Below are 19,437 nucleotides of genomic sequence, written 5' to 3' on the forward strand. Positions count from 1 at the left end.
GATTATAACTTTGAAGTAAATACTCTAAACTGTGCTTTGACCTTAGCGGAAGGGGCAGATATTTTACTCACAATTACACCTGAAAGCGTTGCAAAAATGAAGCCTGGTAAGATTTCATAGAGGTCGAAGATACCCCCTGAAAGCTGTTTCCAGATCACCACAGTCAATGCACCGACGACAATAGTCGCCACCGCACCATTGCGACTGTAAGCACTCCAGAAGAGCGAGAGTAACACCACAGGACCAAATGCCGCGCCAAAACCTGCCCAGGCATAACTCACGAGTCCAAGCACGCTGCTTTCTGGGTTGAGTGCCACGATACCAGCGATAATGGCAATCGCGAGTACGCCGATGCGGCCCACTAACATCAGTTCTTTGCTGCTGGCTTGTGGGCGTAACCACTTCTTATAGAAATCTTCTGTGATGACACTAGAGCAGACCAAGAGCTGTGAATCTATGGTGCTCATGATGGCCGATAAAATCGCCGCGATAAGCAGACCGCCGATCCATGGGTTAAATGCCGCATGTGCCAGGTGGATGAAAACGGTCTCAGGATTGGCCAATGGATCGTTGGCGAAGTACAAGCTACCGGCTATGCCCGTTGCCAATGCACCTAAGAGGGCGATAATCATCCAGCTCATGGCGATACGACGAGATAGCGGAATATCATTGGCACTCTTGATGGCCATGAAGCGAGACAGGATATGAGGTTGACCGAAATAACCTAAGCCCCATGCGAGAAGCGAGACCAAACCGATGACTGTGGTGTCTTCATTGAACATGGAGAGCATGGCCGGGTCGATACTGTCGAGAGCATTTTGGGTTTCAGGTTGACTGAAAATAGCCACCGGGACGATTAATAGCGCAATCAACATCAAACAGCCTTGGAAGAAGTCGGTCCAACTGACGGCAAAGAATCCGCCGATAAATGTATATGCGACGATAATGGTCGAGCCGATAATCAAGGCTAAGGTGTAATCGAGACCGAAGACTTTTTCAAACAGTATTGCACCGCCTACCATGCCTGCTGAAGCATAGAAGGTGAAGAAGACTAGAATAGTGACTGCGGAAACTAGCTTGAGTAAGCCTTTGCTGTCTTCGAAGCGTTTCTCGAAGAAGTCGGGTAAGGTGAGGGCGTTATCGGTAAATTCCGTGTATATACGCAGACGCTTGGCGACCAAGAGCCAGTTTAGCCAGGCGCCAAAGACCAGGCCTATACCAATCCAAGCTTCGCCTAGTCCACCCATATAAACTGCACCGGGTAATCCAAGTAGTAGCCAGCCTGACATATCTGATGCACCAACACTCAATGCGGTGACGGCCGGGCCCATGCTTCTGCCACCTAAAATATAATCGTCAACTGAGTCCGTCGCTTTATAGGCCCATAGGCCGATCCCCATCATGAGGACGAGATAGCCGATGAAGGTCACTAATATCGGTAATTGAATATCCATGCTTATGCCATTATTTTTTATTTTAAGAAAGTGGACGACATGCTAGCAGATGTTAGATGCGAAGCTCAATATTGATTGGAAATGTGAAGCTGGTAGGTCCTGTGGTGAGCGGATGCCACCACAGGATGTTACGACTTTAGATGAATATTTGTTGAATCTCTTTCTTTAGGTAACTTAGGTCAGCATCGTTTTCACTCACGAGTAACATGTAGGCATCGTCGGTGGTGAAACCTCTTCCCTTGTACTTGTTATCGGCAAAGGCTTGTTCGAGCACCATACGATCCTCAATGGGGACGATAAAGAGGGTAACCTTGCTATGCTCTCCCTGCATAACCAGGTGTAGGCTCTTCACGCCTTGAAAGTCACAAAAAGTACTGTAATAGACTTTCCCCGGTTGTTGAGTGAACCTTGCATTGCCTATTGTGCCCAGAGAGGCCAGCTGAAAATTGACATCTTTAAAGCTGACATTCTGATCTATGGTCAGTGCTTTAGTCTCATGATACACATGGGCGAGGGCATGTTGTCCTAAGTCGACCGGGGCCATTCTCAGTAGGGTAAAACTGATCCCTGCGATAAAAGCTATCGATGCGGCAAGCGCCAGAGTAAATCCGAACTTACGTCTCAGTCTCTGATGCCGATGCAGCTGTTGATTAAGCAGCAACTTGGCCACTAAATCTTCCGGTACATCAATTTTTAAGGCCCGCTCAAGTTTTTTATCGAGCTTCTTTAATTCATTGACGAAAGCTTCGCGTTCAGGGGCGGCTTGCATCGACGCTAAAAAATCATCGTCCTGACAGTTTGGCTCTCCATAGGCCTGGCGTCTAAACTTCAGCTCATCCATTGGATTGACCTCTTACTTGTGGTTGTTCTATTAAATTTTTTAACTGGTTTCTGGCACGAAACAGTCGAGTCATCACGGTATTACGGTTGAGCTGTAATATTTTTGCAATTTCTTCGCCGCTGAAGCCACCAATGACTTGTAAAATTAACGGTTCACGGTATTCGATCGCTAATTTTGAGATATGTCTGCGGATTAAGTACTGCTCTGCGTTATCTTCGGTGCTGGTGGAGATATGGTCTTCCAGTTGCTCTTGCTCAATATCTGAGTAATCGAACTGTTTCCTCTCGAATCGACGGGCATTCTCTCTCCTCACTATGGTGATAAGCCAGGCTTTAGCCGCCTTATCATCCTTTAATGACTCGAGTGAGCGCCATGCCCTGAGAAAGGTCTCCTGAGTGATGTCCTCCGCAATATGCTTATCCCCACATAACCAGTAGGCGTAGCGGAATATATCTGCATGGAGTGCCCTGACAAGGCTATCGTATCGTCTTTGTTTACTTAGCATGTCAGAATTGACCGAGGAAGCGGGTTTTTTATTTCGCAGGCGATTAAACATTTTTAAATTAGTGCTCGATTAACTAGCCACATATGGTGGCTAGCTTAACCTGCTTGGAGAGAATGACAAGAAGTTAACTATTAACTTCTTGTCAAAAGCATCGTGAGGCCTACTTAGGATTAAGATCCACCAGTGTAGAAGTCCGCTGCTGAACCTTGTTATTTTTTGATGATTTCACCGCTTCGATGACCATCTGATAATCCACAGGAGTTTGTTGCTTACTGAAGGCGCTGATCTGCAGCCGCGAAATGGCCTGATTCAATTCAAAGGATAACCCGGCTATGTCGGCAAGGCTCATGGAGCGAGAATATTGTTCAGCGTAATGAGCCTGAAGCATCGTCAATACTTTTCCGGGGTTTCCCTCATTACAGGCGGCTTCCAGCGTCGATAGGCTAGTGCCTTGCTTAGCCGTTAGGACGGGGAAGGCATGGCGTTGAACATTCTCATTGCTGGTTACTGCATCGGTCATGTTTAGGGGCGATCCCGAGTCAGCCTGATTAACCGTGAACTGTTTAACCTGGCCGATACTCTTTTTCCACAGCGCTAAGGTCGCTAACCATAGGGTGGCAAAGATTAAGCTTAGCCAAGGCCAGTAATCCGCTGTATTGGTCGCAGAGGTATTCGTTATCTGCGATAAATTGACTTCTGCTACGTCGCTGGCTATCACTGTGATGGTTCTGGCGGGGAGCGTCGCTTGCTCCTGGCGTTTGGTGTGAGGATTCCACCAAGGTACTGTGATGGCCGGTAAGGTGTATTCTCCGGCTCTGGTTGGCACTATAGCTAAGGTTTGGGTCAGCTGTGACACCATCTGTTTATCTCGCAAGAACGTCTTGCGTACCGGTTTTTCCGGGTAGGTTTTTAGACCTTGGGGTATAGGTATGACAATATCCGCTAAGCTGGTTTCATCCGTATTCGCCGCCAGTAATTTAATGGTACGTGTGATAGGGTTGCCGACCCGATATTCCTGAGTCTCTTCCGGCCAGTCTTCACTTAGCGCGACCAGATCTGATACTAACCATTCACCGTGATACTCATTGGGTATAGGGTTAATGAGTAAGATAGATTTCGCGGCTCTGGCTTCCATGGGGCGGCTTTCATTGAAAGAAAACATGCCGCCTAGACGAGAGCCTTGCACTAACACATCGCCCGAAAATCCTGTGCCGTCTATGGTCAACTCTCCGGGTTGATCGGCAATGATGCCGTATGTGCGTTCGATAACCCGATAGCGGCGGCCATTGAAAATTTCTGTCGTATCGACATCTTCACCTAGCTGTTTGATCTGTGCACCATCTAAGTTAGGGGCACTTAATAGCCCTCGCTGAAGATCCACTGCTAAGAAGAGTTTCACTTTATAGATGATGAGTTGTCCCACATAGGCTTCTTCAGTGGATAAGCTGGTACGTATAAACAGGTTCCTCATCTGCTGGGGTTGACTGCCCGCGGCGACGACACTCAGCTCGATAGGTGTCGACTCGACTCCGCCTACTCTCAAAGAGGGGATCAGGATTGTACCGGCATGCTTAGGTGCCAGCAGGATTTGCCAACGAGTTTGCTTCCTCGAGTCGAAATTAATGATTTGTGTGCTGCGGCTGACGCTGGTGCGTCCAATAATGAAGTCTTTGAGCAGTGGGGATGTATCTAGATCTCCGGTTTTGACATCATCGTCGGCACTGATGGTCAGGACTAAATATTCCTTTTCAACGGCAGGGTTTCTATCGACACTTGTTTCCAGCTGGCTAATGGCAAAAGTGGGAGTAGAAAAAACTAGCGTCACTAAGGCGAGTAATAAACGTCTGGAAACTACCATTGCTGCTGATCCTTAGAGTTAGCATTTTGTCTTGCACGTTTTTGATATTCGAGTTGCATCTTATTTCTCAGTAACAATTGTGGGTCGTCGACCAGAGCTCTTAACGCACGCTCCATCTCAGGCGGAAGTGCTTCTGGTCCTTGATGCATTTGAGCCGCTTGGGCTTTTGCCTGAGCGTCTTCATCTGGATGTTCATTGGTTGCTTGCGGGTTTTGCGAACGAGCCTGCTGCTTGTCCGGATCGGCCTGCATGTCGGCATCGTTACTGTTGTTTTTTGAGCTTTGATTTTCTGAACTCTTGTCTTCCGAGCTCTTATCTGCTGCATTCTCTTTATCAGCAGCACTGTCCTGCTGTGAGTCATTGGATGGTGATTGCTGGTCCTGATCAGATTTTTGCTGCTTATCTTTGCCAGAATCTTTGTCGGTATCGTCCGCAGACTTTTCTTGTGAGTCAGACTTGTCTTGATCCGCTTGGTCTTTACCTGACTGCTCTTGATCTGGGCTGTCTTGCTGCTGTTGCGCTAATTTTTTGGCAAGATCTAGATTATCCTTTGCACCCGTTAATTGCGGGGATTGTGCTAATGCTTCTTGATAACGTTTTATCGCCTCATGGTATTTGTTTTGCTGCATCAAGCTGTTGCCCTGATTGTACCAGCCGTTAGCAGAGTTATCTTGTTCGAACAATGACAGAGCCTCAGCATAATTTCCAGCCTTATACAGGGCGCTGGCTTGCCATTGAGGAGAGGCAAAGGAATCTGATGCCTGCTGATAATCCTCTGCCTGATAGGCGTGCATTCCTTGTTGATCTTGAGTTTGCCATAGAGAGTCCCAGGCCGATGCCTGAACCTGAGTTGGAATATAGACGATAAAGAGTGCAATGGCCGCAACCAATCCATGCCTGAAACTCAGCAATACCGGCAACAGGAGTAATAGCGCGATATAGGGGCCGGCATCTTGCCAGATCTCGCCATCGAGTTCGGTCGCCTTAGTGTCGCCGGTTGTCGACAGCCAGCTCTGCATCTGTTCGAGATCCCGGCCATCACTTCGATAGGGAATTAATACACCATCGGCAGCCTGGGCCAGCTCATTGAGCAGCGAATAGTTCGTCTTAGCGACGACAATCTGGCCGGCATTATCCCTGAGTAATTGACCATCAGGCAGACGAATGGGGGAGCCTTGCTCACTGCCAAAAGCCATGATGGCTAAGCGATATTGGCTGCCTTTTAACACGGCTTTTGCTGCACGCATCTGCGATGTCGATACGCCGTCGGTGAGCAATAAGATGTCACCGCGTATGTGTCCGCCTTGAGCGAGTAAGTTTTTCCCTTGCTGCAACGCCGCGACTAAATTAGAGCCTCGAACCGGCATGATATCCGGTGACAAGGTTGGCAGTAGGTTGAGTAAGGTCGCTCTATCTCGCGTCAACGGACTGATGGTGAAGGCATCCCCTGCATAGGCGATGAGTCCAGTCTCGCCTTCTTTTAGCTCACCGATAAGGTCGGTGGCCTTAAATTTTGCTTGTGACAATCTATTGGGAGACAGATCGGTTGCGTACATAGACAGAGACATATCCATGACGATGACTCTGCCTTGAGCCGCTTCATACACCGGCAAAGATTGCTTAGTGAACGCGGGTCCCGACAAGGCCAGCACGGCCACGAGCCAAGCCAATCCGAGAGACCATAACTTGCTGCGTTTTATCTCGTTAGTTTGTGTGACTAATAGACTGGCTAGATGGGGGGCAATGTAACGATTCCATGTCGATTTTTTTCGTTCACTGCGCCACAAGAATAGCATGATAATTATCAGGGGAATGAGTGCGAAAAACCACTCGGGTCGAAGAAAATGCATGTTTATCTGTCTCCTCGACGGGCCGTTAGCCATTGCACGGGTCGATTAAATAAGGGGAGTTGCGATAGTGCCATAAAGATAGTGAGCAACAAGGCGACAGCCAATGGCAGATAAAAGAGTTCCGCTTGAGGTCGATAGCTGAGTTGATCTCGGCTAATGGGCTCAAGTTTATCGATTTCTTGATAGATCAGCTGCAGATCCTGAGAACTTCTGGCCCTGAAGTACAAGCCTCCTGTGGTTTTAGCCAGGGAGATTAGTTGTGCTTCATCGAGATCCATCGACGGGTTGACTCTTTCTGTGCCGAAGATAGAACGTCTCTCCATGACATCTGCGCCGACGCCGATGGCGTAGATCTTCACTCCACGCTTAGCGGCGATAGCGGCGGCTTGCTCGGGAGAGATGGAACCTGAATTATTGGAGCCATCGGTGAGCAGCACTAAAATCCGATTACTCTTGTCGACCATGTCGAAACGTTTAACCCCTAAGGCTATCGCTTCGCCTATGGCGGTTTGTTTGCCGACTAATCCTATCTGAGCTTCCTGTAGGAATTGAGCGACAGAGCGTCTATCTTGGGTCAGCGGGGCCTGCAGATAAGCATGATCTGCGAACAGAATAAGGCCTAACTTGTCTCCCTTACGACGTTCGATAAAGTCACTGACAACATCTTGTATCATGGTAAATCGATCCACGGTTTGTCCGTTGAGCACCATGTCTTCAATCTGCATACTGCCGGAAAGATCCACCGCCAGCATAAGATCGCGGCCCTTACTGGGCAGCTCGATAGCATCACCCATCCACAAGGGGCGCGCAACGGCAATCACTAACAGCACCCAGACTAGCCAGTAGGCTTTACGGGAATGGACTCGTTGCTGAATTTGCTCAGCCCCATTTTCACCTATGCCGGGCAGATGAAGATGACCGCTGATCTCGACTTCTTGTTGCTGTTTTCTGAAGATGAGTGGTAATGGCAGTAGTAAGAGTAGCCAGGCCCATGCGAGAGTCAGCATTGTGCCTCCTTGTTGCTGGTAGCGATATTCTGAATATCTTTTTTTAATGGTAAGGCTTGCTTGAGCCAATGGGTGGCTAACATTTTGAGCTCTTCGGCCTCCTTTCGAGTCAGCCCATCTCTCTGATAGCGTCTGTCGAGCAGGGCTTTAAGACGCGGATTAACAGTGTCAACTTGCTGCGTCATCCACTGGTGCCAACTGTCGCCTTGAAGACTTGCCACCTGTTCCCTCGAGAGGTAACTCATGGCTGCGCGTTTGATTAAGCTATTTATCTGCACTGGAATATCGGCGGCATGTTTATCGCTAGAGGTGTCCAATGACGCGACGGCGAATAAGACTTCGCGTTTTGGCGCCCTGTGGCGCCTCGCTTGTTTGACTTTGAACATGAGCGCCGTGAGGGCAATCAATATCAGTGCTAGGACCAGCCAGTAACCTAAGGCCATTGGCATGTTACTGATGGCCTCGGGTGTATGAATGTCTTTCAATGCGGTGAGGGCGGGATTGGCTGTGGGCTGCATTATCTTAACGCTCCAAGTTGATCGTTAAGGGTCATGCCCGCATCTAATGTGCGTGTGTGAACATTTAATTTTTGCATCATTTGCGTAAACTGGGCCTGGGTCTGAAGTTGTTTTTGCAGCCAGGTATCATAGCCGGCTCGATTGAGGGTCAGCTCCTTATTGCCATCTTTAACCGGCAGTTGGAACTGTTTGGGCAGTGTTAGCTTGCCTTGTCTCAGGGGGTCTGTGATTAAGAAGGCCCCCATATCGCAATGGCGTTTTAGATCTGACAGAGGCGCAAGACAAGACTCATTGAAATTGCTGCCATCGCTAATTATCCAGATCAATGAGCCAGGCTTAGCGATGCGCCTGAGTCTTTGACATGCACGGAATATATGATCTGGCTCAGCCTGATGTGTAGTCAGCCGAGCCAGTTGTTGTTTATGCACAGACTCGATGGCTGAGATGAGTTGCAAGATGCCTTTCTGGCGGCTTCTTGGCTTGAGTTCAATATGCTCATCTTCTGTGGCAATCAATGCCCCTAATCTGTCGCTGTGCAGGATTGCACTCCAGCCCAGCGTGGTGGCCAGATGTGCAGCCTGTACCGATTGCAGCAGTAAGCTGGAGCCAAAATAGAGGCTGTGACTGAGATCGAGTAAAATCAGTACCGGCCGCTCGCGCTCCTCAACGAAGAGCTTAGTATGGACCTTACCCGTACGGGCCGTGACGCGCCAATCTATGGTCCTGACATCATCACCGGGTTGGTATTGCCGTACTTCGGCAAACTCCATGCCCCGGCCCTTAATCAGGCTGGCCCTGAGTCCCGAGAGACTTGCACGGGCTTTAGAGCGTTTCTCGGGAAGCGCTCTGGCGATATTTTGGCATGCTAGCAGCTCTTTTTGATTCAGGTTTACCCCGTCGGCAAAAAGAGGTAGGACAATTTCAGACACTTAAGGCACCGCGACTTGAGATAAAATATAATCGATCACTTGGTCGCTACTCACGCCTTCGGCTTGTGCCTGATAACTCAGTAGTAACCTGTGTCTCAATACGTTGGGTGCCACGGCTTGAATATCTTCCGGTGAGACGAAGTCGCGTTCGAGTAACCAGGCTCGGGCTCGGGCGCAACGCTCCAATGCCAGTGTTGCTCGTGGGCTGACACCATACTCAAGCCAACTGGCCAGTTCATCGCTGTAGCGCTGAGGTTGTCTGGTCGCCATCACAATGTCGACTATGTATTTTTCTAACGGCTCGGCGAGATAGAGTTCCAGTGACTCTTCGCGGGCTGCGAAAATATCTTTCTGAATGATAGGCTCTACAGTGGGAGCGGCTTGCTTCAAGGCTTCTTTACGTGACATACGCATGATCTTGAGTTCTGTTTCCGCATTGGGATAATCGAGTTTGAGATGCATCAGGAAGCGATCTAGCTGTGCTTCGGGTAGCGGATAAGTCCCCTCGTTCTCTAGCGGGTTTTGCGTCGCCATGACCAGGAAAAGTTCAGGTAATTTGTAGCTATTCTTACCTACGGTAACCTGACCTTCCCCCATCGCTTCGAGCAGAGCCGACTGAACCTTGGCGGGGGCACGGTTGATCTCATCGGCTAAGATAAGGTTGTGAAAAATGGGCCCAGCTTCAAATTCAAAGGTCGCCGTCTGAGCTCGATAGATATCGGTGCCGGTTAAATCGGCAGGGAGTAAATCCGGGGTAAACTGAATTCGGTGGAAATCCCCTTCGACGCCATCGCATAGGGCCTTTACCGCTCGGGTTTTCGCCAGTCCGGGAGGTCCCTCAACGAGTAAATGTCCATCCGCTATTAAGGCTATTAATAAGCTTTCTGTTAGGACCGGTTGTCCCAAAATGACCTGGTTAAGGTGTTCGCGTAACGCGTGAAATCGACTCAAAGGCATGATGCTACTCAGTTTGTTTTTCATTAGTTTAGTTATAGACCAAGGACAGTTTAGTTATAGACCAAGGACATGGTAAAAAATTCACATAGGGTTTGGCTAGTGCCAATTTACCTTTTGTGTATAAAAGTCATCTTAATTGTACGACTTAGTTATATGCTGCACGCCGCTTTAACTCGATTTAGCTATTTGTAATATGCATATATAGGACAAGATAAATCAAAATAAACTTCATTAAACATTGTTAATAAAGGTTTTATTGATATTTTTCAGCCTAAAAACCAAACAGGTGTTTAAAACTTTCCTTTAAGAAGTTAGAATCGGATCACACTTTAATGGTCAGACCTGTTATATGCAGTACAGTCGGACAGATTAAAATGCGGCAAGGAAATAATAGCGTCAACAGCTAAATATCGGCTAGGCGTATAATAAGAGGGCGGCAAATGAGTCACAGACAACAGGTAACGAACGCCAAGGGCGATCGTATTGCAATAGTAATGGGGTTAAGAACACCATTTGCTAAACAAGCTACGGCGTTTCACGGTGTTTCGGCACTGGACATGGGCAAGATGGTCGTCAACGAGATGTTGTCTCGTTCGGAGCTTGATCCTAAAGAGATAGAGCAGCTCGTATATGGACAAGTGATTCAGATGCCAGCGGCGCCTAATATTGCCCGAGAAATTGTACTGGGTACAGGGATGAACGTGAGTACCGATGCCTATAGTGTTAGCAGGGCTTGTGCGACCAGTTTTCAGTCTACGGTCAATGTTGCCGAGTCAATTATGACGGGGAATATCGATATTGGTATCGCCGGTGGCGCCGATTCATCTTCGGTTCTGCCGATCGGTGTATCGAAGAGATTGGCTCATGCGTTAGTCGATCTGAACAAGGCCCGCTCTTTCAGTCAGAAGCTGGCTATCTTCAGACGCTTAAGGATAAAAGATTTGTTCCCGGTTCCGCCTGCAGTCGCCGAATTTTCTACCGGCATCTCCATGGGCCAAACTGCAGAGCAGATGGCCAAGACTTATAACATTAGCCGCGCCGATCAAGATGCTTTAGCACACCGCTCCCATACGCTTGCCACTGAGACCTGGAATGCCGGTCACCTTAGGGATGAGGTCATGGCGGCTCATGTTCCGCCTTATAAGTGTTTTATCGACCGTGATAATAATATTCGTGAAAACTCTACCCTGGAATCTTATGCCAAGCTAAAGCCGGCATTCGATCGCAAGCATGGTACCGTTACCGCAGCCACCAGTACACCGTTAACCGATGGTGCTTCGGCGGTGTTAATGATGAGTGAGAGCCGCGCTAAAGCGCTTGGCTATGATCCCATCGGCTACATCAAGAGTTATGCTTTTAGCGCCATCGATGTGTGGGAAGACATGTTGATGGGCCCATCTTATGCGACGCCTCTGGCACTGCAACGTGCGGGTATGGAGCTCGAAGATCTGACGCTTATCGAGATGCATGAAGCCTTTGCCGCTCAAACCCTTGCCAATATGCAGATGTTTGCCTCGAAAAAGTTCGCCGCAGAGAAACTCGGCAGAAACCGCGCCATAGGCGAGATAGATATGAGCAAATTTAATGTGTTAGGTGGCTCACTCGCTTATGGTCATCCTTTTGCCGCAACGGGCACTCGATTAATCACCCAAGTCTGTCGTGAACTAAAACGTCGAGGCGGTGGTACTGGACTCACCACGGCCTGTGCGGCAGGTGGTTTAGGTGTAGCTATGATAGTAGAAGTGGAGTAATTCTTATGGAAAAGACATTTAATTTAGTTCGCCGTGAAGATGGCATCGCCGTACTGACGATAGATGTACCCGGCGAAACCATGAATACCTTGCGCAGCGAGTTTGGCCCCGAGATCACTGAAATATTGGCGGAAATTAAAGCCGATAACAGTATCAAGGGCTTAGTGTTAGCTTCTGCAAAGAAAGATTGTTTCGTTGCTGGTGCAGATATCTCCATGTTGGATGCTTGTACCTCGGTGGAAGACGCTAAGGCGCTGTCACAGCAAGGACATAGAGTCTTTAACGAACTTGAAGCCATGTCGATCCCCGTGGTTGCGGCGATAGATGGTGTGTGTCTGGGCGGCGGTTTGGAACTGGCATTGGCTTGTCATCAAAGAGTGTGTAGCCAAAATAGTAAGACCACGATGGGCGTGCCTGAGGTTCAGCTAGGCCTGTTGCCAGGTGGCGGTGGAACCCAGAGGTTACCTAGACTCGTTGGTATCACTACGGCGTTAGATATGATGCTAACGGGTAAGCAGATCCGCCCTAAGCAAGCGTTGAAGATGGGCTTGGTCGACGATGTCGTCCCCGAGTCGATACTGTTAGCTACCGCCGTGAAAATGGCGCTGAAAGGTAAACGTGTCGCTAAGAAAGTGAAAAAGTCTCTGCTTAACAAGTTGCTCGAAGGCACATCTTTTGGCCGAAATATCATCTTCGACCAAGCGGGTAAGCAAGTTCAGCAGAAGACTCAAGGTAATTACCCTGCGCCGGCAAAGATTATCGACTGCGTGCGTCAAGGCATGGCTAAGGGGAAGACCGCAGGGCTTGAAGTTGAAGCCAGCCATTTCGCCGAGTTGGTGATGTCGACAGAGTCGGCCGCATTAAGAAGCATCTTCTTTGCCACGACCGAGATGAAGAGAGAGACCGGCGCCGGAGATGTTGTGCCTCGTAAGGTCAACAAGGTTATGGTACTCGGTGGCGGCCTCATGGGCGGCGGTATTGCCTCGGTGACGACCAGCAAAGCTAAGATCCCGGCAAGAGTGAAAGATATCAGTGAGCAGGGGCTTAGCAACGCACTCTCTTATGCTTATAAGCTGCTCGATAAAGGCGTAAAGCGTCGCCATATGACGCCATCGGCCAGAGACAATATCATGTCGCTGATGACCACAACCACAGAGTATAAAGGCATCAAAGATGCCGATATCGTGGTTGAGGCGGTGTTTGAAGACTTGAACCTTAAGCATCAGATGGTAAAAGACGTCGAACGTGAGTGTGGTGAGAACACCATTTTCGCTTCAAATACCTCCTCACTGCCAATCTCACAGATTGCCGAGGCGGCGACTCGTCCCGAAAATGTCATCGGTCTGCATTACTTTTCTCCCGTTGAGAAAATGCCCTTGGTTGAAGTTATCGCGCATAAGAAAACCTCGCCCGAGACCATAGCAACCGTGGTTGCTTTTGCCCGCAAGCAAGGGAAAACGCCCATCGTCGTTCAAGACGGCGCCGGTTTCTATGTCAATCGTATTCTAGCCCTGTATATGAATGAAGCGGCGCAATTGCTACTCGAGGGCCAGAGTGTAGATCATCTGGACAAGGCGCTGGTCAAGTTTGGTTTCCCTGTTGGCCCTATGACGCTACTCGATGAAGTCGGTATTGATGTAGGCGCGAAGATTTCTCCTATATTGGCAGCTGAGTTAGGTGAGCGATTTAAGGCGCCTGCAGCGTTCGATAAGTTGCTTGGCGATGACAGAAAGGGGCGTAAGAACGGCAAGGGCTTCTACTTGTATGGCAAGAAGAGCAACAAGAAGGCCAAGCGGGTCGATGAGAGTGTGTATAAACTGCTGGGGTTGACTCCAGGCACTAGCACTCCGGGCGAGCTTGCCGACGTTGCGGAGCGCTGCGTGGTGCAGATGCTCAACGAGGCGGTGCGTTGTTTGGAAGAGGGGATTATCGCCTCACCTCGTGATGGTGATATAGGTGCTATCTTCGGTATTGGTTTTCCGCCATTCCTGGGTGGACCATTCCACTATATTGATACGCTGGGAGCAGGAGTCTTAGTTGCTAAGCTAGAGAAATACCAAGCTAAGCATGGGGACCGATTTACGCCGTGCGATCGCCTGCAGGAGATGGCCGCAACTGGCAGACGCTTCTTCTGAGTCGCTCGGAACCGTGGGCTACCCATTATTTAATACTCATAAACGGTTTGCCTACAAGCGTGCTGCGGGCTAGACCGCTTGTTACGTCATGTTTTGACGTAAATGCCGTAGCTAAATCAGAAAGGAGCCTGCAGGTTCCTTTCTTGATGTTGTGTCCTGCTGTGAGCCTAACTATTTGGCTGGGTTCGATAATTCCAGCTTTATTTTCAACATCAGCTCAATCATCATTCTTCCTTTGAAAATCTGAGAACATATGCTGATAATGGGATCTACGCCTGTCAGGGACAAATGTGGAGGAATATGACACCACAAGTCACAAAATTCACCGTGATTAGTATGATCTCTAATAGAGGTGTCTTACATTATCTCTAAGGCTCTGGGCATTCTAAGGAGATAACTATTGAATAAACCTGATGATCATTGTCGGGCAGATATTGCCGACAGGCTAACACTTTTCTATAAAAAGTATCATATAGCGGATATCGTCTATTGTATCGACTTGGCTGATCATAAAGCCTGGTTTTCTCACTACAGCTCTAAAACCATTGTCCATCAAAAAATAGCAGGCAGAAAACATATCTATGCAAGCTCTGCTAATGCTCTGACTTATTGGCGTTGTTGGGGGCGTCGTTGGATAGTCAAAGACAGAAATTTTGAAAAAGTATTAGAGAATAGCCTTCATATCTGGGAATATGACTGTGATATGAAAGATAAATCATCGCCACTTATCGATATGATTAAATTTGGTTATCGTCACAGAATCACTTTTTCAATTCCCTGCCCATTCTCTCCTGAATTGGTTGCTAGATTTTCGCTATTAATCGATAGCGACATGGTAAAAAATGAGTTGTTGAATAATAGATATACGCTGGTGGCGGAGCTTGAATACCTGCATATGAAAATTGCGAGAGTGCATGGAAAAGAGATCAATCCACTGGTTGATTTTAATATCGTGAAACCCCTATCTAGAAATATATTATCTTTACTCTCGGATGGTTACAGCAGAGCTGAGATTGCCGAGTCGTGTCATCTTACTGAGCGTGGCATTGATTATCATATTGATGTTTTAAAAAAAACCCTCGCGGCCAGAAATATTGCTAACCTGATTAAACTGGCGAATACTCACTATCTCATCTAATTAATCTTAGTCGCCTCATCGATATCGGTAGTAGTGATAAGTCTCTCATTTTGTACTTGTCGCGGAATTTACTGTGAAAACTCATAGTGATGATCAAGTGGAACTGCCATAACATGACCTCATTGAGGAGCCGCTAGGCTTAATGGGGAATCGGATGAAAATTTCGGACTGTACCCGCAACTGTAACTGAGAAGTGAACTGCATAACCACTGGCTATTGCTGGGAAGGTGTGGCAAGCGATGATCCAGAAGTCAGGAAACCCGCCTTAATGCAACACTGGAATCTGGGCGGGAGCACTCAGCTAGCAGTAATATTCAATCGATGAATGTTCATGTTCGATTTCAGGTTATTTTTGGGTAAACTAGATGGTTATCTCTGATGAAATCAACATTGTCTCTGAGCTTCATTGTTATCGGCCTTTGGCTATATTCGTGTCAAGTGACTGCACATTTCCTCGCATTTTTTCCTGAAAAACAAGTGATCGATACTGGAGACTCTCGTCAGCTCCACTTTCCCATTATCTTCACCCATCCGTCGACCTTAGGACCCACTATGTCCATAGTGCGCCCTGTATCCGCAGGTTACATCATAAATGAAACCCGTGTTGATCTCACTGACGAGCTCGAAGCCGTTGTTCGAGGCAGCGAAACAAGCTGGCGATTGAATGTGAACCTGCGCCGACCGGGAACGTATACCTTCTATGCCAACCAAGCACCATACTTAGATCCTATTGAAGAGGTGGTGATAACTCAATATGCCAAAGTCGTGGTTGATGTCTTTGCAGCACTTGGGCAGTGGCAATCCCCCCTTGGCACCCCCGTGGAGATTATTCCTCTGACACGTCCATTTGCACTGTGGACCAACAGTCTTTTTACGGGACGGGTACTGGCCGACGGCCAGCCGGCAGCGAATGTCTCTGTTGAGATCGAATATTACAATGATTCGGGTGTGACACTGCCTTCCGATGCCTGGAACTTTCTAGAAGTTCGAACAAATGCCATGGGAGAATTTTCTGTAGTCTTGCCCCGTGAAGGCTGGTGGGGCATCGCGGCTCTGGTACCGGATAAGACGTTATTTACTTTCGAAGGTAAGCAATATCACCATGAACGGGCCGGTGTTATTTGGTTGCAAACCCTGGATATGAAGTGAGGTTAGAAAATGCATATAGCTGATGGAGTATTAGCCACACCTGTGTTAATGGCTGGAATAGCCATGACTTTAGTGGGAACAGCAGTGGGTTTGAGAAAACTGGATGATGACAAAATTCCCTTTGCGGCAGTGTTGTCGGCATGCTTTTTTGTGGCATCTCTGATCCACATTCCACTTGGCCCCTCGAGTGTGCACCTTATTTTTAATGGATTAATTGGGCTGTTATTAGGCTGGTTAGCATTTCCGGTCATGTTGATCGCGCTGATATTGCAGGCGCTATTCTTCGGTTTTGGGGGGATTGTGGTACTCGGAGTGAACTGTCTGAACATTGCGTTGCCAGCGGTAATAGTGGGTGCCATGTTAAGGCCACTAAGGCACTTTATGCCCGCGCAGTTGCTCGGTTTTTTGGCCGGAAGTAGTGCCGTTTTACTCACTGGGCTGATGGTGTCGCTATCTCTGTATCTTTCGGGCGATGCTTTTCTTACGACGGCAAAAGTCGTTTTCTGGGGCAACCTGCCTTTGTCTGTACTGGAAGGCGTTATTTCCAGTTTTATCATAGTACTGCTCAATAAGGTCAAACCAGAAATGTTTAAGGGAATCCAATCCAATGTCTAAATTTGTTTGCCTAGCTATGCTCATATTCTTGTGCCTGATGAATACGGCGCAGGCGCATCGTATTAAGGTATTTGCCTGGGTCGATGGCACAAATATAGTCGGTGAAGTCTACTTCGCCGGGGGAGGTAAGGCCAAGGGGGCTAAAATCGATTTGTTGGTGGATAAACGGGTGGTGGCAAACACCAATACCGATGACGTGGGTGAATTCAGTTTTAAGCAAATGGAGGCCGGGGATTATCAGGTCAAGGCGAACGCCGGCCAGGGGCACGTCGCGACGTTTGCTATTGCCAGTAGCGAATTCCCTACGAAAAGCATCTCGAGATCTGACTCGATTGAGTTGAAGTTACCAGAGTTGGAAGTCGTGCAATCTAATCACAATGTTGACCGTTGTCAGATATTGTATGAGGCCGCGATGAGCAAAGCGATTCAGCCGCTGCGAAATCAACTGGATCAATATGAAGCCAATATACGCTGGCACGATGTGTTAGGAGGGCTAGGTTATATCTGTGGTCTGTTCGGGCTCTGGTCATTGATGAGAACACGACGGGAATGATTGAAACATTATTAAACCCCAAGGTCATGGCCGAAAACTCGATACTGGTTTCTGCCAAATTGAGGGTGCTGCTCATGACTTGTGTGGCATTTGCGGTTGTGCTGACCCAGGTTTGGCTAGCATTGGGGCTATTTTTTATCTTGGTTTCCTATCTGTGGTGTCGCAGTGGTTTATCCATCAGCCAAACGGGTAAACGTTTGTTGGCGATGGATTGCCTGGTCCTGTTCACTGTCCTGCTAATCCCCTTTAGTGTACCGGGGGAACCTGTGTTTAGCATCATAGGGTTTGGGGCATCCGAGCCTGGTATCAAGATGGCGATGATGATTTTGCTGAAAGCTAATATTGTGATGTTAGCCGTAATGGCGCTCAGTGCTGGAATCGATGCGATAACCTTGGGAAAGGTACTGGTGGAGTTAGGAGTACCTAGACGTTTTGCCCTTTTGATGCAATTTACGGTTCGATATATTGAGGTTTTGTATCTGGAATTTTATCGATTAAGACAGGCAATGAAGATCCGCGGCTTTAAGCCCGGCAATAACATGCATACTTGGCGTTCCTATGGTTATCTGTTTGGCGTACTTTTGGTACGCGCTTTCGATCGTGCCGATAGAATTTCTCAGGCAATGAGGTGTAGAGGTTTTCGTGGTCATTTTCTATCTCATGAACCTAGCCGGGTGCCCAGATGCGATTTCGTTATTTTTTTCAGTTATCTGCTTGTGATCTGTTTTATTTTTTGTTCATCATTTTGGTCATTTAATCCGTCAAATTACATTATTTGAGAGAAGTTATTTATGTCATCATCACCCCCAATAATAGAGCTTAAGGACGTCAGTTATCAACATGCGGATGGCAGTGTGACTGCCGACAAGCTCAATTTTTCACTGTTTAGTGGTCAGAAAGTCGCTATCTCAGGTAAAAATGGCAGTGGTAAGAGTACCTTGCTCGCTATTATTATGGGGCTAAGAAAGATAATCTCTGGTGAAGTGTTGTTGTTTGGTCATTCGTGTCGTACGGAAGCTGATTTCAGCCGCTTCCGAACACGTATAGGCTTGGTTTTTCAAGATCCAGACGATCAGCTATTTTGTCCAACCGTGATTGAAGATGTCTGTTTTGGGCCGCTTAACCAAGGGTTAACTCGAACTGAGGCAATAGTTACATCGAGAGAAATACTTAAGCAGCTTAATGCTAGCCACCTTGAGAATAAAATTACTTATCAATTATCGGGTGGTCAAAAAAGAATAGTGGCACTGGCGAGTGTCCTGGCGATGAAACCTGAAGTCTTGATATTAGACGAGCCAAGCAACGATTTAGATCTCGACAATGCGGATCGGTTAATTAGTATTTTAAAAGAGTTGTCACTACCGATGATTTTGGTTAGCCATGATGCTGATATCAGAGCTCACTTGGTGGAAAAGGAATATTTATTAGAAGATGGAGTGATTCGTAACAAGTCATAATCGTTTTGAAATTAGACGATGCACGTAGAACCGAACGATGGTTATACCATTCCGAGTAAGTATCGGAACTGACCAGATACTTATATGGAATGGTATTAGATATCGCAGGAAATATATGGATTTCCTGCGATGAGTTGAAATATTTGTTAATTCCACCAACCTTTCGCTGGAATGACTTCGAGGCGATTCAGTCCTTCCGGAAGCTTAACTTTCTTACGCTGTGGCTTACTATTAAGACCAAGTGCTTTCTTAATTGAATCAAACATAATAATTCTCCTAGACCTTAAGCGATTTCTTGGTTGATGAACTTGATATGTGGAGCACCAGCGAGTTCAACAGGCTTGAACTTAATGTGTGGAGCGCCAGCTAGCTCAATAGGCTTGAACTTGATGTGTGGAGCACCGGCGAGTTCAACAGGCTTGAACTTGATATGTGGAGCACCGGCGAGTTCAACAGGCTTGAACTTGATATGTGGAGCACCAGCGAGTTCAACAGGCTTGAACTTAATGTGTGGAGCGCCAGCCAGTTCAACAGGCTTAAACTTGATGTGTGGAGCGCCAGCTAGCTCAACAGGCTTGAACTTGATGTGTGGAGCGCCGGCCAGTTCAACAGGCTTAAACTTGATGTGTGGAGCACCTGCGAGAAGTGTTTGATTAGAGTTAATTGCAGGAGTTTCAAATGCCATTGTAGAAGTTGATAACACTAGGGCGATAGTCGTTG

The 19,437-nt window shown here is 47.7% G+C and carries 18 protein-coding genes and 1 riboswitch; of the genes, 8 read left to right on the forward strand and 10 right to left on the reverse strand.

Annotated features, from left to right (window positions below):
• Positions 1–2 precede the first annotated feature (2 nt).
• The 9 genes from putP to KT99_RS12490 form a co-directional block, all read right to left on the reverse strand.
• Complete coding sequence (gene putP / locus KT99_RS12450) at positions 3–1,454, reverse strand: sodium/proline symporter PutP (RefSeq protein WP_005500574.1); 1,452 nt, start codon at positions 1,452–1,454, stop codon at positions 3–5.
• A gap of 136 nt (positions 1,455–1,590) precedes the next feature.
• On the reverse strand, positions 1,591–2,295 hold the full coding sequence (locus KT99_RS12455) for a DUF3379 domain-containing protein (RefSeq protein WP_005500575.1): 705 nt from the start codon (positions 2,293–2,295) through the stop codon (positions 1,591–1,593).
• On the reverse strand, positions 2,288–2,851 hold the full coding sequence (locus KT99_RS12460) for a sigma-70 family RNA polymerase sigma factor (RefSeq protein ID WP_005500576.1): 564 nt from the start codon (positions 2,849–2,851) through the stop codon (positions 2,288–2,290). Before KT99_RS12460 ends, KT99_RS12455 begins: the two co-directional genes overlap by 8 nt.
• Before the next feature lie 109 nt (positions 2,852–2,960).
• Complete coding sequence (locus KT99_RS12465; protein ID WP_005500577.1) at positions 2,961–4,658, reverse strand: BatD family protein; 1,698 nt, start codon at positions 4,656–4,658, stop codon at positions 2,961–2,963.
• A complete protein-coding gene (locus KT99_RS12470) occupies positions 4,652–6,508 on the reverse strand; it encodes a vWA domain-containing protein (RefSeq protein WP_005500578.1) in 1,857 nt (618 codons plus the stop codon). Before KT99_RS12470 ends, KT99_RS12465 begins: the two co-directional genes overlap by 7 nt.
• A 2-nt stretch (positions 6,509–6,510) precedes the next feature.
• A complete protein-coding gene (locus KT99_RS12475; protein WP_005500580.1) occupies positions 6,511–7,515 on the reverse strand; it encodes a vWA domain-containing protein in 1,005 nt (334 codons plus the stop codon).
• Positions 7,509–8,033 (reverse strand): DUF4381 domain-containing protein, encoded by a 525-nt coding sequence (locus tag KT99_RS12480; protein ID WP_005500581.1) that lies wholly within the window; start codon positions 8,031–8,033, stop codon positions 7,509–7,511. The genes KT99_RS12475 and KT99_RS12480 overlap by 7 nt, the downstream gene beginning before the upstream one ends.
• The gene (locus KT99_RS12485) at positions 8,033–8,962 is read right to left on the reverse strand and encodes a DUF58 domain-containing protein (RefSeq protein ID WP_005500582.1); all 930 of its coding nucleotides are present in this window, start codon (positions 8,960–8,962) and stop codon (positions 8,033–8,035) included. Before KT99_RS12485 ends, KT99_RS12480 begins: the two co-directional genes overlap by 1 nt.
• Entirely contained in the window at positions 8,963–9,919 is a 957-nt protein-coding gene (locus KT99_RS12490) for an AAA family ATPase (protein ID WP_040571950.1), read from the reverse strand.
• Between the two features lie 440 nt (positions 9,920–10,359).
• On the opposite strand from KT99_RS12490, the gene fadI reads away from it, so the two are divergent.
• The 8 genes from fadI (at position 10,360) to KT99_RS12530 (ending at position 18,717) form a co-directional block, all read left to right on the forward strand.
• Positions 10,360–11,670, forward strand: coding sequence for an acetyl-CoA C-acyltransferase FadI (gene fadI / locus KT99_RS12495; protein WP_005500584.1), 1,311 nt, complete (start codon positions 10,360–10,362; stop codon positions 11,668–11,670).
• Between the two features lie 5 nt (positions 11,671–11,675).
• Positions 11,676–13,805: a fatty acid oxidation complex subunit alpha FadJ gene (gene fadJ, locus KT99_RS12500; protein ID WP_005500585.1), complete on the forward strand. Its 2,130-nt coding sequence runs from the start codon at positions 11,676–11,678 to the stop codon at positions 13,803–13,805.
• A gap of 400 nt (positions 13,806–14,205) precedes the next feature.
• Positions 14,206–14,943: a LuxR C-terminal-related transcriptional regulator gene (locus tag KT99_RS12505; RefSeq protein ID WP_005500586.1), complete on the forward strand. Its 738-nt coding sequence runs from the start codon at positions 14,206–14,208 to the stop codon at positions 14,941–14,943.
• Positions 14,944–15,051: 108 nt separating this feature from the next.
• A riboswitch (cobalamin riboswitch) is annotated at positions 15,052–15,225 on the forward strand.
• Between the two features lie 96 nt (positions 15,226–15,321).
• Complete coding sequence (locus KT99_RS12510) at positions 15,322–16,092, forward strand: DUF4198 domain-containing protein (RefSeq protein WP_005500587.1); 771 nt, start codon at positions 15,322–15,324, stop codon at positions 16,090–16,092.
• 9 nt (positions 16,093–16,101) lie between these two features.
• Positions 16,102–16,707 (forward strand): cobalt transporter CbiM, encoded by a 606-nt coding sequence (gene cbiM / locus KT99_RS12515; protein ID WP_005500588.1) that lies wholly within the window; start codon positions 16,102–16,104, stop codon positions 16,705–16,707.
• A complete protein-coding gene (locus KT99_RS12520) occupies positions 16,700–17,260 on the forward strand; it encodes a hypothetical protein (protein ID WP_005500589.1) in 561 nt (186 codons plus the stop codon). The genes cbiM and KT99_RS12520 overlap by 8 nt, the downstream gene beginning before the upstream one ends.
• Complete coding sequence (gene cbiQ, locus KT99_RS12525; RefSeq protein ID WP_005500591.1) at positions 17,257–18,039, forward strand: cobalt ECF transporter T component CbiQ; 783 nt, start codon at positions 17,257–17,259, stop codon at positions 18,037–18,039. Before KT99_RS12520 ends, cbiQ begins: the two co-directional genes overlap by 4 nt.
• Positions 18,040–18,051: 12 nt before the next feature.
• Positions 18,052–18,717 carry an energy-coupling factor ABC transporter ATP-binding protein gene (locus tag KT99_RS12530; protein WP_005500593.1) on the forward strand — a complete coding sequence of 222 codons (666 nt, stop codon included), beginning with the start codon at positions 18,052–18,054 and terminating at the stop codon, positions 18,715–18,717.
• A 283-nt stretch (positions 18,718–19,000) separates the two neighbouring features.
• Here the strand turns inward: KT99_RS12530 and KT99_RS12535 are convergent.
• A partial coding sequence (locus tag KT99_RS12535; RefSeq protein WP_005500597.1) for a hypothetical protein occupies positions 19,001–19,437 on the reverse strand: 437 nt, incomplete at its 5' end.

Origin of the sequence: Shewanella benthica KT99, from assembly GCF_000172075.1 — a bacterium.
Taxonomy (GTDB): domain Bacteria; phylum Pseudomonadota; class Gammaproteobacteria; order Enterobacterales; family Shewanellaceae; genus Shewanella; species Shewanella benthica_A.

Bases quoted from the DNA above. Each gene is read 5' to 3' on its own strand.
- fadI (WP_005500584.1), top strand. From the start codon at position 10,360: ATGAGTCACAGACAACAGGTAACGAACGCCAAGGGCGATCGTATTGCA.
- KT99_RS12475 (WP_005500580.1), bottom strand. From the start codon at position 7,515: ATGCTGACTCTCGCATGGGCCTGGCTACTCTTACTACTGCCATTACCA.
- cbiM (WP_005500588.1), top strand. From the start codon at position 16,102: ATGCATATAGCTGATGGAGTATTAGCCACACCTGTGTTAATGGCTGGA.
- KT99_RS12520 (WP_005500589.1), top strand. From the start codon at position 16,700: ATGTCTAAATTTGTTTGCCTAGCTATGCTCATATTCTTGTGCCTGATG.
- KT99_RS12455 (WP_005500575.1), bottom strand. From the start codon at position 2,295: ATGGATGAGCTGAAGTTTAGACGCCAGGCCTATGGAGAGCCAAACTGT.
- KT99_RS12470 (WP_005500578.1), bottom strand. From the start codon at position 6,508: ATGCATTTTCTTCGACCCGAGTGGTTTTTCGCACTCATTCCCCTGATA.
- KT99_RS12530 (WP_005500593.1), top strand. From the start codon at position 18,052: ATGTCATCATCACCCCCAATAATAGAGCTTAAGGACGTCAGTTATCAA.
- cbiQ (WP_005500591.1), top strand. From the start codon at position 17,257: ATGATTGAAACATTATTAAACCCCAAGGTCATGGCCGAAAACTCGATA.
- KT99_RS12490 (WP_040571950.1), bottom strand. From the start codon at position 9,919: ATGCCTTTGAGTCGATTTCACGCGTTACGCGAACACCTTAACCAGGTC.
- KT99_RS12480 (WP_005500581.1), bottom strand. From the start codon at position 8,033: ATGCAGCCCACAGCCAATCCCGCCCTCACCGCATTGAAAGACATTCAT.
- fadJ (WP_005500585.1), top strand. From the start codon at position 11,676: ATGGAAAAGACATTTAATTTAGTTCGCCGTGAAGATGGCATCGCCGTA.
- KT99_RS12465 (WP_005500577.1), bottom strand. From the start codon at position 4,658: ATGGTAGTTTCCAGACGTTTATTACTCGCCTTAGTGACGCTAGTTTTT.
- KT99_RS12460 (WP_005500576.1), bottom strand. From the start codon at position 2,851: ATGTTTAATCGCCTGCGAAATAAAAAACCCGCTTCCTCGGTCAATTCT.
- putP (WP_005500574.1), bottom strand. From the start codon at position 1,454: ATGGATATTCAATTACCGATATTAGTGACCTTCATCGGCTATCTCGTC.
- KT99_RS12510 (WP_005500587.1), top strand. From the start codon at position 15,322: ATGAAATCAACATTGTCTCTGAGCTTCATTGTTATCGGCCTTTGGCTA.